9 protein-coding genes and 3 pseudogenes are annotated in these 14,372 nt (G+C 49.2%); all 12 read right to left on the reverse strand.

Annotated elements, in window-relative coordinates; translation table 11 throughout:
* Nucleotides 1–22: 22 nt before the first annotated feature.
* On the reverse strand, nucleotides 23–1,597 hold the full coding sequence (locus HMPREF0645_RS03280; protein WP_007173431.1) for an NADH-quinone oxidoreductase subunit D-related protein: 1,575 nt from the start codon (nucleotides 1,595–1,597) through the stop codon (nucleotides 23–25).
* 1 nt (nucleotide 1,598) lies between these two features.
* On the reverse strand, nucleotides 1,599–2,387 hold the full coding sequence (locus HMPREF0645_RS03285; RefSeq protein WP_007173432.1) for an NADH-quinone oxidoreductase subunit B: 789 nt from the start codon (nucleotides 2,385–2,387) through the stop codon (nucleotides 1,599–1,601).
* Entirely contained in the window at nucleotides 2,378–2,728 is a 351-nt protein-coding gene (locus HMPREF0645_RS03290; RefSeq protein ID WP_007173433.1) for an NADH-quinone oxidoreductase subunit A, read from the reverse strand. Before HMPREF0645_RS03290 ends, HMPREF0645_RS03285 begins: the two co-directional genes overlap by 10 nt.
* A gap of 270 nt (nucleotides 2,729–2,998) precedes the next feature.
* Nucleotides 2,999–5,098: a TonB-dependent receptor plug domain-containing protein gene (locus HMPREF0645_RS03295; protein WP_007173434.1), complete on the reverse strand. Its 2,100-nt coding sequence runs from the start codon at nucleotides 5,096–5,098 to the stop codon at nucleotides 2,999–3,001.
* A 230-nt stretch (nucleotides 5,099–5,328) separates the two neighbouring features.
* Nucleotides 5,329–6,843: a BACON domain-containing protein gene (locus tag HMPREF0645_RS03300; RefSeq protein ID WP_007173435.1), complete on the reverse strand. Its 1,515-nt coding sequence runs from the start codon at nucleotides 6,841–6,843 to the stop codon at nucleotides 5,329–5,331.
* A gap of 17 nt (nucleotides 6,844–6,860) precedes the next feature.
* Complete coding sequence (locus tag HMPREF0645_RS03305) at nucleotides 6,861–10,193, reverse strand: TonB-dependent receptor (RefSeq protein ID WP_007173436.1); 3,333 nt, start codon at nucleotides 10,191–10,193, stop codon at nucleotides 6,861–6,863.
* 158 nt (nucleotides 10,194–10,351) lie between these two features.
* Nucleotides 10,352–10,672, reverse strand: a pseudogene (locus HMPREF0645_RS03310) (peptidoglycan DD-metalloendopeptidase family protein); the annotation flags it as partial.
* A 163-nt stretch (nucleotides 10,673–10,835) separates the two neighbouring features.
* The gene (locus HMPREF0645_RS03315) at nucleotides 10,836–11,276 is read right to left on the reverse strand and encodes a hypothetical protein (RefSeq protein WP_007173439.1); all 441 of its coding nucleotides are present in this window, start codon (nucleotides 11,274–11,276) and stop codon (nucleotides 10,836–10,838) included.
* A 574-nt stretch (nucleotides 11,277–11,850) separates the two neighbouring features.
* Nucleotides 11,851–12,621, reverse strand: a pseudogene (locus HMPREF0645_RS14470) (RHS repeat domain-containing protein); the annotation flags it as partial.
* Between the two features lie 268 nt (nucleotides 12,622–12,889).
* Entirely contained in the window at nucleotides 12,890–13,318 is a 429-nt protein-coding gene (locus tag HMPREF0645_RS03325; protein ID WP_007173441.1) for a hypothetical protein, read from the reverse strand.
* 244 nt (nucleotides 13,319–13,562) lie between these two features.
* Entirely contained in the window at nucleotides 13,563–14,051 is a 489-nt protein-coding gene (locus HMPREF0645_RS03330) for a hypothetical protein (protein WP_007173442.1), read from the reverse strand.
* Nucleotides 14,052–14,149: 98 nt separating this feature from the next.
* Nucleotides 14,150–14,372 (reverse strand): annotated as a pseudogene (locus HMPREF0645_RS13245) (hypothetical protein); the annotation flags it as partial.

Genomic DNA, 14,372 nt, shown 5'->3' on the forward strand with positions numbered 1-14,372 from the left:
GTCCACCTTTGGGTTTTAGTATTTACCTGTCCAAGTCGGGAATAACGAAGTCGATGGCTGCACCCGTAGCTACGAGGTCGGCTATCTTCTGTCCCTTCAGCATCTTGTCGAAAGCACCGGCCAGGGTAAGTCCCATGGGGCGCATCTTCACACGATAAGGACTCTTGTCGCCACGACTGTCGAGATAAACACCAAACTCGCCGGCACCACCCTCCACAGAGAAGTACCACTGACCCTCGGGCACCTTGATCACAGGCTTCTGCTTGATATAGAAGTCGCCCTCTGGAATGTTGTCTATCAATTGTTCAATGATGTCTAAGCTCTGGTAAATCTCTTGGATATGAATCATGTAGCGCTCCAGCGAATCGGCTCCGGTGCCGACAACTTCCTTGAACTCTACCTTATTATATAGTGCATACGGATGATTCTTGCGCACATCGTTGTGCCATCCTGCAGCCCGTCCGGCCGGACCGGTCACGGCGTAGTTAATGCAGTCAGCCAAGTCCATGGGGCCCACACCCTTCAGTCGCAGGTGTGTGATGACGTTGTCACCGAATACGTCAAGGTATTCCTGAACCATGGGGCGCATATACTTGCAGAAGGTCTTCACGTTTTCCACGAAATTGGGGTCAATGTCGTCCTGCAAGCCACCTATTCTATAATAGTTCTGAATCAATCGTCCGCCGGTGGTTTCCTCCATCACGTTGAGCAGATGCTCGCGGTCGCGCATGCAGTAGAGGAATGCCGTCAGGGCACTCAGGTCTTGCGCACAGGTGCCGAGGTAGAGCAAGTGATTGTCAATGCGCTGCAACTCGTCCATGATGGTGCGGATGTACTGTATGCGGTCGCTGAGCTCAATACCCATAGCCTCTTCAATCACGCCCACCAGCGCGTGGCGGTGGTGCATGGCGCAGAGGTAGTTCAGTCGGTCGGTCAGTGCCAGCGTCTGCGGATAGGTCATCTCCTCCATCATCTTCTCCATACCACGATGGATATAGCCCAGATGCGGGTAGACGTCCTTGATGGTCTCACCATTCACCACAGTCTGCAGGCGGAGCACGCCGTGGGTCGACGGGTGGTTGGGGCCGAAGTTCATCACAAAATCGTCCTTGTCGAACAGTTTTCTCCTGCTTTCCACCAGCTTGCCGCGCTTGTCGAGGTTCCACTCCGAGGTCCAGTCGCTTTCTGGCTCATCGGTTGTTGGGAAAGGGTTGGCCTCCGGACTCATGTCGAAGTCCTTGCGCAAGGGGTAACCCTCATAGTCGCTCCGCATGAAGAGGCGGCGCATGTCGGGATGCCCCAGGAACTTGATGCCCAAAAAGTCGAACACCTCGCGCTCCAGCAGGTCGGCAGCATGCCACAGTCCGATGACCGATGGAATCACATATTCCCCGTCCACCGTCTTGGCCATCTGCTTCACCGATACCCGTTCGTGCGATTGCGTGTTCTCGAGAATGTAGATGCACCCCAGCCCTTCCTCGGGGCCGAAGTCTTCGCCTACAATAGTAATAAGGTAGTCGAAATGCTTCTCATTCTTCAGTTTGCCCATCTCTGCGGCAAAGCTGTCAAATCCGAATTCTTTATTTTCTAATTTCATTTTATTCCGATACCTTAGTTGTTTCCGATGATGCTCCGGTGGCAGGAGTCTCTTTCTCAAGTGCCTCGAGCTCAGCATCCAGTTTTTCGATTTCCTCTCGGGTTGGTGCACCGGCCACGATGATCGGTGCTTGGTTACCAATCTTGGCATGAGCCAGATTGGCATTGCTCAGTCCGTGCAGTCCGCCACGCGACATACTGTCTTCGCGCTCCTCAGCGGTCATCTTGTGGTTGGCGCCGCCAAAGAACTTCTCCACCTTGATCTTGCGCTGCAACTGCATCATGCCATAGATGAGCGATTCGGGTCGCGGTGGACACCCGGGGATATAGACATCCACGGGCACTAATTCGCTGATGCCGCGCACCACATTATAGCTCTTCTTGAAAGGGCCACCGCTAATGGTGCAACCGCCCACGGCCACCACATATTTAGGTTCGGCCATCTCGTCGTACAGGCGTTTGAACACGGGAGCCATCTTGTTGGTAATCGTACCGGCACACATGATGAGGTCGGCCTGACGCGGCGAGTTGCGCGTCACCTCCCAGCCAAAGCGGGCCATGTCGTAACGTGAACAGCCGATGGCCATGAACTCGATGCCACAGCACGAGGTTCCGAAGGTCAGCGACCAGGGCGAATTGCTACGCCCCCAGTTGATGGCTGCATCCAATGAGCCGAGCACAACGTTGGCGCCGCCGTCGTTCAGTTCCTTGGCTATTCGCTCAAGGGTGTCGTTATCCTTAAACTCGCCGTAGGGAATGCTCTTGATTTTTGCCCTCTTGTTTACTTCCATTCCAGCGCTCCTTTCCGCCAGGCATAAGCCAGGCCAAATGCCAATACAAACAGGAAGATGCCGATGCTAATCAGAGCCATCGGCCCAAACTGCTTCACGACCACTGCCCATGGATACAGGAGTACGATTTCGATGTCGAACACCAAGAAGAGTATGGCAAACAGGTAGTAACCCACATGCATGGGCAACCACGAACTGCCGCGCGTGGGGACACCGCATTCAAAAACCTCACCCTTCACCGGATTGTACGAACGCGGTCCGATGAGCTTGGCAATGATATAAGCTGCCACTACCAAAGTCACGGCCGTCAGCAAAACGGTAATGAATAAAATGAAATTCATAAAAATATCATGTTTATAATAAAATTTGCTTAAGCAGCCGCAAAGGTAGCAAATCTTTCCCGAACATGCCAATGTTTTGTGTAAAATCTTCAGGTTACTCTCGCAGATGTGTTGATGACGGCTAGTGCTGAAATTCTGGCGTATTTGCAGCGTCCTGCATTTTGGTTTCAACTCCGCGAAGCATACGAAGGGTGCATGTTCTAAAAACAAGTATAAGGCCCGAACCTTGGTTGATCTGATCAACCATAGGTCCGGAGCCGTGATAATGGATTAAAAATGTATTTTGACAACTCCCCCTGCCATGATCCAAAGACCCGGCTGGCGCACCCCACCGAGATCGTAGTAGCGATGTCCGGTGATGTTGTCGGCCTTGACATAGAGTTGCCATCCGGGTTCGTCCCATGCGAGTTTTCCATCGAGTTTGGCATAGGGATGGTAACCGTTCATGCGTTGTTGCCAACGCAGGGACCACGAAGCCCACAGCCGCGACACAATGGGGTGAGAGAGTTCGGCCACGAACTTGTGGCGCAGGTACTCCAAGGCGTAGAGCGACTTATATATGGGCTGGTCGGTTTCGTGCTTTTGGTGGATATAGGCATAGCCCACCTTGAGCAACACGGGGACGCGCCCTGATGATGAACGCTGCATTCCGAAATTTGGATTCACCAGCTCGGATAGGTTGAGCGTTCCTTCCACATTGAATCCCATGTTGTCCAACTTGCCGATGTTCATGGCATGATATTGGGTGGAAGTCTCCGTTTCGTACACCCAGTCGATCATGTTCGTACCATTGCTGTAGAACGCACCAGCCACAGCCTCCAGTCCGCGGGTGCGGAAACGGGCGCCGGCCTTGAACGCCGAGTTACGTTCGGGTTTCAGGTTCAGGTCGCCCTGCTGTGCCTTGTTCGACGTGTAGAGGTCGGTATAGGTCGGCACCCGCAGTGCCTTGTTCCAGCTGACATGCAATTTCCAGTGGCTGTTGGGACGGTAGCCGAGGTCGATGCCCGGATAGAACCGGAAGTCCTGATCGAGTCCGGTGTTGCGGTTGGCCAAGATTCCGGCCGACAATGTGATGCCACCTATGATTACATTGTGCTCGGCAAAGAGGCTCGTGTTGGTGCGCTTTCCCTCCTTCGAATAGGTGCGTTCGGTGCCGTGGATGTGCTTTTGGTCTTCCTCGGCCAGCATGTCGCCGTAGGCTGTGGAGAGAATGCGCTCTTTGCGAATGTCGGCTCCCAGAGCCGTCTTGCCGCCCACCCAACCGAAACTCATGTTGAGCGATGCGCCGTAGACATCTGTGCGGTGGTAGTTCTCGCCAGCTTTGGCCCCTGTGGCTCCCTTGATGAGCTGAAAGTGGTCATAGTCGCGATGACCGTAGATCATCGGGCGAAGCTCCAATTGCGACACGTGCCGGCTGCCGTGCGCCTCCAAAGGCTTGATCGTGGCACCTACCGAACCGATATACCGCCGCGTTTCCTCATACTGGTTGGGAAACTTGGCCGAATAGAACGTGTTGGCGCCAAAGTCCTGCGAGGTGATGCCGGCCTGCCAATCGAAGTCGACACCGCTTGCCGACAGGGTGCCCTGGTAGAACGCGCGCCGCTTGCGGAAGTCGGCATTGTCGGTTCCCCCGTCACTCTGCACATAGCCGGCTGACAGCTGGTGTCGTGACGTCAGGGTCATGGCCTTGTTGCCCAATCGTCCCGAGGCTACGGCCACATCGCCGCCAAAGGTTCCGAAAGAGCCGCCCTCGCCGGCCGCCTGCACACTCCGCGTGTGGTCGGTGCGTGTCACGATGTTGATCGCGCCACTGAAAGCCGCCGACCCCAACAGTCTGGCCGAGGCACCTTCGAGCACCTCAACGCGTTCTACATCGAGCAAGGAAACGGGAAAATCGGCCGCGGTATGACCGGTTTGCGGGCTTGACAGCGGAACGCCATTCAGGAGAATGGCAATCTGGTCGAACGTGCCGCCGTTGATCGAAATGTCCGTCTGCACACCAAATCCACCGCGCTGACGGACATCTACGCCTGTGGATAGTTTAAGGATGTCGTTGATGGTCTGCGCCCCGGCACGTTGGATGTCGTCGCGCGAGATAATCCCGACGATTCTGGCCGACTGCGATGCAGTCAGCGGCGCTCTCGAGCCCATAACTTGGACTTCATCAATGCGCTGTTCTTCAAAGCGGATGGAATCGCTTGCAGCCTTCGGACGGGCGGAAATGCCGTCAGCCTTGGCATGCGAAAGCGTAGCCACACTCAACACGCCGATGAGCACTTCTTTGCCCAATGCGGCAAAGAGACTGTAACTCTTGCGGTTGAATTGTTTGAAGACGAGCGCGGAGCGCTTGTTATACAATTGTTTTTTCATAAAGCATTGCAAAGGTAATGCTTTTTCTGTTGATTGGTAGCTGCCGGAACCTGAAAATACCGCAATTCCACTGTCATTTTCCTTTGCTGACACCCATCGGTATATCCACGTGATTGCGGGGGGCACGCGGATTATTGGTGGATGGTCGGGGGGTATTCAAAAAGGTGTGCCGGAATTTTCCCGACACACCTCTATGATTGTGTTTTCAAACGAAAGATTACGCTGAACGCCTATGGTTTCTTGTGACTCACATAGAAACTATTGACGAGTTGTGGCTTGCTGTTGAAAGAACTCTTGGCTCCAATGATCGTGAGTTGATCACCCACTTCCAGGCCTACCGCCTTGACGAGTCCCTTGCGGGCATCACCCTTGGCACCATAACCGGAATAAACGCCATAGACAACCATCTTGCCGGTTTCGTCCTTCAAAACCATGTTGCCATAGTCGGGGTTGGTTATCTTTTCTACCGTACCTGTCACCTTGAAAAACTTTGTCTTATCATCGGCCATGGCCAGCAACTCGGCCAGAGTCGCCGTGCCCACCGAATTGACCGACTCGATGACGCCAGCCACCATTTGTGCATTGCCCTTGTAGGCACCGCGCTTGCCAACCACAGTCACAATGTCGCCTTCTTTCACTTTCTTGGCAGCCACGTCAGCCAACTTGTAGGCATAAGTCTCGCCGGAGAAATCCTTGATATAGAGATTGCCCTTGGCCGCATCAACAATCTTGGAGACGCTACCCGTCAGGCGGTACTGTGTGTTTCCAACCTCAGCGGCGAGGAACTCAGCCACCGTAGCCTTCACAATGGCACCGGCCTGCATAACCGTAGTCTGAGAAGAATAGTCTTTCTTGCCGTCTGTGGTGTGGAAGGTAAGGGTTGTCGAACGGTCACCGCCGTCATTGGCCATGGCCCTGAACTTCACAACCGTGTTTGTTCCGGCCGACTGAATCGAGGAGATGGACAGCCACGACTTGGCGTCCTCGGGGATATCTACAGACACGCCCTGACCTTTGCAGGTGAGGTGGGCCACAAACTCTCCGCCTTCAATCGGCAGCTTCGCATTTTCCACGGAGTCCACCTTGATGAGCGACTTGTTGATCTTGACTACCGTCACATCCACCAATTCCACGGTCGAGCCGAAGGTCTTCTTGGGTCCGGACACGGTCACCTCGTCGCCTACTTCGAGTCCCAAGCTTGCAAAGTTTTTCTTCGCACTCTTGGCATCAAGCGTACCATAAATTAAAATAGTACCCGTTTCGTCGGTGAGATTCCAGTTACCATACACAGTATTAGTAATGGACGACACTGTACCTGTTACCATGTACGACTTGCTGTCGGGACCGGCAATCACCTGCGCACAGGTGGCGGGAGAAACCTTGGCTACGCCCTGAATCACATTGATGCGCTGGGTCTCGCCGTTGCAGGTAAGCAGCAGCTCAGCCTGACGACCGTCGAGGGTCTTCGGCGCAGTGAGTTTCACCTCTGTTGCGCCGGCCGTACCGAGTGTGTCGGATATTTCCAACCACTTCACGGAGTCCTTCTTGGTCATTACTTTCTTCAGCTTCCAATCGCCTTGGGCCGTCACCGTGAACGTGTTGGCTCCACCCTCAAGAGGCAGCGAGATGTAGGAGGAGGACACCTGAACACTGCCGAGCTGGGTGATTTTATCATCGTCATCGCAGCTCACGACAAACAGTGCAAGCGCTGCGACAAACGCCGGGATGATATTCTTGATTTTCATATTGTCTTGACATTAAATTAGTTGAACATATACTTGATGCCAATGGATGCATACCAGCACTGGCCAAGCGAATGATTGGGCACGAAAGTCTTCGTGTTGCCGTTGATGGATTTCGGAGTGGAGAAGGTGGCATAGCCCTCTGCGTCAACACCCTCATACTTCAGGATGCGCGGATCGGTACCAATCTCGGGGTTGAGATATTTCGCCACACCCCAGCTGGAGTTGAAGAGGTTCATCAAGTTCTTGACATCCATGCTGAGCTGCAGGGCATGCTTGGTCTTGCCCACATTGACCTTGAAGTCGTGCTTGTAGCTGAAGTCGATGCGATGCACCCAAGGAGAATACAGGCTGTAGGCCTCAGCGTATTCGCCCTGATGATTCTTCAGATAGTCGTTGTTGTGCACATAGTCCATGAAGCGGGTCTTGTCATCTTCTGAAACAAAGCGGAACTGATTGTCTTCCACCTGCTTGTCGGTCGGTATATAGAGCGCGTCGTAGTTGTATCCGTCGCTGTTCATATCGTTGACGGTCATGTAGGAGTAATTGTAACCGCCGCGCCAAGCCTCATAGATCAGGCTGTAGTGGTTACCGCTCTTGTCATGCGTGGTCAGTGAACCGATGAAACGGTCGGGCGTTACATACTGCGAGTTGTGCAGCTTGATGTTGTTCGGTCCCTCAACTGTAGGCACATAGGTGAAGGCCGACTCGGCGTTGGAGCCCGGCATGCCTGTCACCTCCTTGTTCACCGTGTGGGTGTAGGCTGCCGACATGCTGAGCCAGTCGGTAGGACGAGCGTTCAGCTCGATGTTGGCAGACCATCCGTAGCCGCGGCTGGTGTTCTCCAGCACAAAGGCCCTGGTGTTGGTGCGGAAGCCGGCAGGATAAAGCGGGCGGTTGTCCACACCGTTGAAACGGGCAAATCCACCCACATTGGGGATGCTCCAGTCGGAGATTGACACCCCGTTGATGGTCTTGTTGAAGATTCCTTCCACCGAAACAGAGAAGGGGAAGGACACGGGAATGGCATAGTCCACGGCCACAGAGGTCTTCCACACCTGCGGCATCTTGAACTTGGAGTCCACGGCGGCAATGGCCGAGGGCAGACTGCCCTCATCGGGAGTAATGGTCATGGGATAGCCCAACGAGGCGAGGCGGTCGAGCAAAGCGCCTGTCGTGGCATGGCCGTTGGCGTCGGTAACGAGGCCGCCGGCAAATTGCTTCATGTCCACAAAGCGGCTACCGTCCTCGCCCGTCGTGTAAGCGCCGGTATAGAATGGGAGAAGCTCTTTTTTCTTCTTGCCATCATATATTCTGGTTCTTCCGCTGATTTGTGCCTGGTATTGCACCATACCGCCATTGGTCGGCATGTTGGTGAAGAACACCAAGGGGAGGTTTCCGGCAAAGAGCCCCATGCCGCCACGCACCTTCAGGCTCTTGTCACCAAGCACGTCCCAGGTGAATCCCACACGCGGAGAGAAAATGAGGTTGGCCGAAGGCCACTTGCCGGTGTCGATGTGACGACCGTCATAGTCCAGCTCATAAATCTTGTTGTTGGTCATCAGGTCGCTGTTGTTGAAGAACAAACCATCGAGGCGGAGACCATAGGTGAGCTTGAAATTGCGATTAATCGACCACTCATCCTGAGCGTAAGCTCCAATTTTATTGGTGGTTACGCGTGCGGCAGGGCTGCTCTCGCCGTTGTAACCGTAGGTCAGGTTGACAATCTCGGGAGCTGCGCCATTGAGGAAATCGTCTAAAGAGGTGTAACGGTAATAACCCGTTCCGTTGCGCATATACTGGTTGTCGGCTGTCTTATACTCATAGGCAACGCCGCCGATGAGTTTATGATTGCCCTTATACCAGGTCAGCTCGTCCTTCACGTTCCAAACCTTGTTGTGCACGGCATTGTGCCATGTGAAAAGCTCGTAGCCCAATGTCATGTAGGCCTGGTTGTCCTTGAGGATGTCGATAAAGGGGAACTCGCCGGAATTGGAAGCACGCTCGTCGTTGAGCACCGAATAGGTGGCCAGGAACTGATTGGACAATTCGGCGCTAAGACGACTGTTCAGGTCGACAGAGAACGAATGTACAAGGTTGTCCATGGCATACATGGAATTGGCAAAGGCCATGGAATACTGCGAAAGACGCGCGCCCGACATACGGGTGCCGCCGTCCATGGACGACCTGTTGGGCGGGAACCAGGTGCGGTTCTTGGTGTAGTTGTAGCGCAGGGCCAGGTGGTGCATCGTACTGATATTCCAGTCCATGCGTGCCAAAAACTTATAGTTGCTCTTGTCAGCGGGGAAACTCGAGTAGGAACCCGTGTCGTATCCGTACTTCGATTTCACAAAGTCAGACACCTTCTTCATATCGTCGATGGTGGTGCGTGAAAGATAGTTCGTCTCATCGGCCACGCCGTCCTCTGAGGCACGCCAGCGGTTCACCACCGATGGGATCTTCTGCATCTCCCCGTTGACAAAGAGGAACAGCTTGTTTTTCAAAATCGGGCCGCCAAGAGTGAAACCATATGTGGTGGTCTGGTCCTTCTCGCGCGCACCGGGAATCTGCACGCGCTCTATGGCATCACCGCGCAGGTTCTCATTCTCGTGATAAATGTAGGCACTACCCTTGAATGTGTTGGTACCCGACTTCGTAATAGCATTCACACCGCCGCCGATGAAGTTGGTCTGGCGCACGTCATAGGGAGCCACCACCACCTGCAACTCCTCGATGGCATCGAGAGAGATGGGGTTACCGCCACCGGGCAGCTTCTCGCTCAAACCGAAGTTATTGTTGAAGTTGGCACCGTCAACGGTGAAGTTGGCCGTTCGACCGTCTACACCGGCAAAGCTCATGCCGTTGCCGCCGTAAGGCGACAGGCGGGTCACGTCGGTAATGCTGCGGTTCACAGTGGGAAGGTTCACAATCTGCTGGTTGGAGATGTTAGTCGAAGCACCGGTTTTCTCGGTGGTGAACTTCGTGGCTTTGGCAGCCACCACGACCTCGCCCAACTGCTGAGCATCTTCCGAAAGAGAAGTGTTCAGGTTATAAGTTTCGGCCAGCTGCAACGTGATGTCTTTCATCACCTTGGTCTCATAACCAATATAGGAAATCTTCACTTCGTAGGGTCCGCCGACACGCATACCGTTGATGGCAAACATACCCTTCGCGTTGGAGACTGTGGTGTAACGTGTGCCGGAGGGCGTGTGCACGGCCTCGATGGTCGCACCGATCACGCTTTCTCCGTCTGCAGTTACTTTTCCGCTAATACCGGATGTTGTGATCTGAGCCATGGATGATGCTGTGAACATCATGATCATAGCCACCAGAAAGAATAATCTTTTCTGCATGAGATGAATTAAAATTAAATTAAAAAAATGGGAATTGCTCCCCGTTTATTCCTTACAAATGCAAAATTAAGTATAAAAAACAAGATAGATGTTACTAAAACGTTAAAATGTTGCATTTTCGGGAAAAATGGACCATGATTTTGAAATATGAGTTACATCTCAGCCACTCGACCCGGGAGCATCATATAACTACTGCTGCCCAAGTGGTCAGGATGATAGTAGAACTGCATCCGCTCGTTTGTACCAGCTTCGCCAGCTCTCGTCTTGACCATCGCCCTTGCCTGTGCCGCCTCCGGCGTGTCGTCGTTACTGCTAAAGCCTTTGCCATTGAGATAGTCGGTATTGTCCTGACCATTGTATGGCAAATCGAATGTCTTGTAATTGTCCTTGATGGATTGCAACTGCTGATTGTACTTATCCTTGTAATTGACAGTCACACCATCAGCCTCATTTCCTGCGTATGGGATTCTCCATGGGTCTGTCTTATTGTTTATGGGTAGCAACTATTTAACGTCATTTTATCCTGTTTATTGCTTCGTGCTTTTAATACCCATATAAGGGTAATGATAAACAAGGGTGCGTTTTGACACACCAGCATTGCCCGTTACCCTTATATGGGGTGTTATGGCATAACGTTTTTTATCAATACATAGGCAACTTTCCACTTTTTTTTATTATAGCATTAATCATATTTCTGAATTCTTCGTTTACTTCGTATATTTCATTCCGATAGTATATATAAAACATTCCTAAATAAAATGTATCCAAGATTTGTTCGTTCAAATAGAATATAATTTTTGCACGAACATTTATTGAAGGGTGTATTTCACTTGTTTTTTTAAGAGATTTTATGGTGTCGAAGAATTTGGAAATTTCCATATCTGACGCCACAATTATACTATCAAGCGAATGACTGACAAATCCCTTGTCAAAAAACTCTGGGGTAATATTAAAAATTGTTCTTAGGTCAGCTTGGGTGTAAACAATTTTGAGCTTGATATTACAAGCACTCAATGCATTAAAACCAAGTAACCATATACCAAAAACTATCAAACATTTAATACTATTTGTTATGTGTCTCATTATTATCATTATTTGGATTTACGCTTTTAGACTTGGGTGCAGATATAACTATTTCATCCATTATAAATGGATTCTTTGGCATTTTTCCATCTTTTGTTTCTGTCGTAGTTGGCGATTTAGTTATATATGGGACGCCTTTGTGGTCTGTACGTGTAACCTCTCCTGCACTGATTTCACCAAGTGCTAAAGCTGTTTTCTGTTCAGATCCTGTTATAACTCTCATTTCCTCTTTATCATCATAATCGGGATCAAAAGTTTTAGAGTCTTGTGCATATTTATCAGGATTTTTGAGATATTGAAGTGTATGATCCGCTTCATGGTTTAATACAGTCGTAGGTGACATCTTTTTGTCAGAACTTGTAAGCACTCCCATATTAGGATCCCAATAAATAGTTTTTTTCGTCTTGCTGAAAGCAGAGGGTTCACCAACTCTTTCTGTAATATAAATAATTGTAGAACTCTTATCTATCTGGGCTATGATGCCATCTGCGTTATGTTCATGTAAATACATAATAGCTGCACGAAATTTTTGTTTAAATGCCTCCGTTGTGCCTGATGCAAGTAGAAGTTTTCTTCCATCTGAATCAATGAACTTAATAGGGTTGTTTGCCGCATAGCAATAAGTACTAATATTTTGGTATTTCTCCTGCAATGGATCTGTGCTCATCCACAAACTCAACCGTGGGTCATAGTACCTTGCACCATAATAGTACATACCTGTTTCTTCGTCAAACTCCTTAGCATTGAGTTCTACTCTACGATTGGCTGCACTCGGCATAGAACAAGCAAGCTTCCCTCTGCCCTCGTTGGCACAATCGTTGAATCGATAAGGCGTGTTCCAAGTTTTGTTGCAGTTGGCTTTCCCTGCGGTCGCCGATTTCCGCGTAAGCTCCAATTCATCTATGAACACTTCGCCGAATGGCACATACTCGATGTGTTGCGACACTTCTCCGTCCAAGTTGGTAATGTAGCTACTGCTGCCCAAATGGTCGGGATGGTAGTAGAACTGCAACTTTTCGTAGTCATCATTCTCCTTGAAGTTACCGCTGACTGCCTTGGCTCCTGCCACGTTTGCAGCCATTGCCTTAACCTGTGCAGCCTCCGGTATGCCGTCGTTGCAGCAAAAGCCCTCGCCGTCCACGTAGTCGTTGTTGTTCTCACCATTGTAAGGCACATTGAATGTGGCGTAGTTGTCCTTGATGACTTGCTGCTGGCTGGCATACTTGCCCTTGTAATCTACGCTAACTGCATCAGCCTCGCTACCGGCATACGGTATTCGCCTCGGGTCTGAGCCATAGGACGCAAAGTTACCGAGCTTGCTGACTATTCTCTGTGAGCCGATGTAGCTCAGAGGGAGTTGATACTCTCTTTCCTGTGGATTACTATCTACCTATTTCTTCCTTGCCACACGGAGTTCCACCGATGGGCTGCGTCTTTGATTTTACTTCAAACTCAATCATAGTTTTTAATTGTTTATGGTTATCAGCTGTATAACGCTGTTTTCTCCTGTTTATTGCTTACGGCTTTTAATACCCATACAAGGGTATTGAGGAACACCCTTATATGAGTGTTGCCTATTACCCTTATATGGGTAACATGCCGATTATCAAAGGCTATAAATTCGCGTTGTAAATAAGAACAGTCCGAATTCTATTTCTCCAAACCCAAATCTGCAACCCGTCTTTCTCAAAGTCGTACACATGTTGCCGTTGCCCTTTTCCAGATACTAACACATATATAATATCTTCACTGTCCGGGTCTCTAGAGAACACTGTAAGGAAATCTGTATACTTCATCCCTATCAGATTCTTCTTATGAAATAGACAAGATGAAGAACATATAATTGTATTTATTAAACCATCCATATCACACCATACATTAATTTCGTCTTTCTTAAAAAAATAAGAAATATTTGAAAATGTGGCTTCATCATACATTTTCTTTGTATGCTCTTGGCTTAAATACATATTGATATTTGAACCGAGAATGAATGCATCATATGAAACATTGGGAATCAGTCCTATATGTTGTTTATCTTTCATTATAAAAATTATCGTTTTGTTGTACTTCTACTATGTTCTTCTCCGCCTTGCTTTCTTTCGGCATTTTGCCTTATATTCCTTATCTTGTTTTCTATTTTCGTTCTTTCACTTTTCTAAAGCCAGCACTTTGAATATCATTTACCAATTGGCTCCGTTCTAATTGGGCACGATGAGCGTCCTTCTGGTCTTGACGACCTCGCCCATCTTGCCGTAGAAGTATTCGACGGCACCGCTGCCGTCGTCACTAATTCTTATCATGGACAAACCATTTGTTGTTCATAAGTGAATTTAGTACATCCTCATTATTAAATTTATCAACTTGAAAAGAAAAAGTCAAATATCCAACATCGACATTATTATGAACTAACCATTCGAACGTTTCGTCAAAAATAGTTAGTCCTATCATATAATAAATATCGATGCTTTCCTTACTACGTCCTCGAGGAGTATAAGTTTTGTTACCTCTCATAAACTCTATAAAATCCTCTCTTGCAAACTTAGAATATATTTCATTTAAAGCTATATCATATCCTTTTGTTAAATAGATAAAATTAGAGTCTATGTTTTGAAACAAAGGCATAAAAATTGGTTCTAAGAAATCAACAACTGGCCATTCATATTGAAAATTAAATGTTTTTACTTGTTTTCGATTATTGACAAAACCGTCAATATCTAACTTGTATATTTTATACAGTTGCTCTGTTATGCGCGAATCAATAATACTTTTTATCATTATTTCCTATTTATAAAAAATATTAATATTTTTATTACCTTCTTTTTTCGTAAATGTATCCAGATTGCGATAACCTCCAGACTTGGAACTTCGGAAAATTATGCTTTCGCCTTCTTTAACTCATTTATAATATATTGTTCCTTTCGCTTAACTTGCTTCTTGGTAAAATCACTATATACACCTCTTCGTCTCTGCGCAAGGTGTTTTCCTATAAGGCTATAGGCTTCTTTTAATTTTCCAAGATTTAATTGACAAATAGCCTTTAGATATAAAGAGTCGTTTTTAATAGACTTTGCCCATTTCAGGCCTTCCCCATGAACT

It is taken from the genome of Hallella bergensis DSM 17361 (assembly GCF_000160535.1).
Classification (GTDB): Bacteria; Bacteroidota; Bacteroidia; order Bacteroidales; family Bacteroidaceae; genus Prevotella; species Prevotella bergensis.